This window comes from Chitinophaga sp. (genome assembly GCF_036566945.1).
Classification (GTDB): domain Bacteria; phylum Bacteroidota; class Bacteroidia; order Chitinophagales; family Chitinophagaceae; genus Chitinophaga.
Window position 1 is genome coordinate 1 of the sequence record NZ_DATCVJ010000250.1, and the last position, 1865, is coordinate 1865.

General features: G+C 40.6%; 2 protein-coding genes. Both read right to left on the reverse strand.

The genetic code is table 11. The features are described from left to right. Positions 1-621: AAA family ATPase (locus VIP81_RS07370; protein WP_331957932.1), on the reverse strand; the 621-nt coding region annotated here is incomplete at its 3' end. A gap of 67 nt (positions 622-688) precedes the next feature. Then, positions 689-1369, reverse strand: coding sequence for a metal-dependent hydrolase (locus tag VIP81_RS07375; protein ID WP_331957934.1), 681 nt, complete (start codon positions 1367-1369; stop codon positions 689-691). Positions 1370-1865 lie beyond the last annotated feature (496 nt).

The window sequence follows — 1865 nt, forward strand, 5'->3', positions numbered from 1 at the left end:
ACTTTCTTCAAAATGTTGTTTTACCTCATCCACTACCTGGTTGCTGAGGCGCAAACGACCATCGTACATGGTCATCAGGATACCTTCAATTTCCAGTTCTATGTTTAATCTGCTCTGCACAATTTTGATGGTATTGAGCAATTTACCCAAACCTTCCAGTGCAAAAAATTCGCACTGTACCGGGATGATCACGGAGTTAGATGCCACGAGTGCATTTACGGTGATCAAACCGAGAGAAGGAGAGCAGTCTACAATTACAAAATCGTAATCAGCTTCAACAGTATCTATTACCTGTTTCATCACTCTTTCCCTGCTTGGGTGATTGATGAGTTCCAGTTCTGCCCCTACAAGGTCAATATGAGAGGGCAGTACTTTCAGGTTGGGTGTATCTGATTCCAGTATCACGTCTTTGGCCTGCACATCGTTCACCATACAATCATACAAACTTTGCTGCACATTACGCAGGTCGAAACCCAGTCCTGTGGTGCTGTTTGCCTGAGGGTCCGCGTCTACCAGCAATGTTTTAAATTCCAGCACAGCCAGGCTGCTTGCCAGGTTTATTGCACTTGTAGTTTTTCCTACGCCACCTTTCTGGTTAGCGATTGCGATTATTCTAGCCATTGTGTAGTTTAAAAAATCAAAGGTTATTTATAGGATAAAGGATAAATCAGTAATGATCACTTCTTCCTCAAACCTCTATGGTACTTCCTATTTCGGGAAGTAACAGATCCAGACCGGCATCCTCAAACTGCTGTACGGCTGCGTCAGCGTCAATCTTAACGTAGCCGAAAGTATTGTAGTGAACACCGATTATTTTATCGCATTCTATCAATTCAGCTGCTGCAATCGCATCTTCAATGCCCATGGTGAAATTATCACCGATAGGAAGTACCGCAAAATCCAGTGTGGTAATTGCGGGTACCAGTTCCATGTCTAACGTGAGCGCAGTATCGCCTGCATAATAAAAATTCCCTTCTTCCGTCATAAATATAAAACCCATCGGGTTGCCACCATAAGTGCCATCCGGTAAACTGCTGGAATGTTGTGCCACTACGCATTTCACAGTGCCGAAATCAAACTTCCATTTACCGCCGGTATTCATGGGATGCAATTTCTCAATCCCTTGTTTTCCCGCCCAGGTCACAATCTCATAATTGGATACCACCGTTGCATTGGTCCGTTTTGCCAGATCTACCAAATCCGCTGTATGATCTTCATGACCATGCGAAACAAAAATATAATCCGCCGTTATGGCATGGATGTCTACTTTTTGGGCCAGTTCATTGTGTGTGATAAAAGGATCAAAAAGAATTTTTTTCCCTTTTATTTCCACTGCAAAACAAGAATGTCCATAGCAAGTATACTTCATATTCAATCCATTTAAATGAACAACCCGTTTGCCAAAACAAACTCGTGCCGCTTTTCACTGACCAGGCTTCCCGATAAGAAACCTGCCGATGTCCTGAAATTCATTCCCGGAGTCGTTCTACACCGATTTAATAAATTACGAAAATGATTTGGGGAGATATACTGCTCCGTATTCCGCAATTAATCTACACCTTATATTTAAAAGTAACCCTATTAAAAGTAGCTTAATCGGACAAAAATACAACGATTACATAAAAATCAGGTGCTGCAGTATATTTATTTATACACAAACTGTTCGCAGAACAGGTACCTTAATTTGTTAACGGGTTAGTTTTTAACCAGTTTGAGCAGGGGTAAGTTTAATATATTATTAAAATATTAAAATTATCTATTGTATACTGGTCAGCCAGCAAATGTACTGTTTCTCCTAACTTAATAAAAAAAATAAAAACATACAATTCTTCCGGTTGTTATTCGTCTGTATAACTACAGCTAAC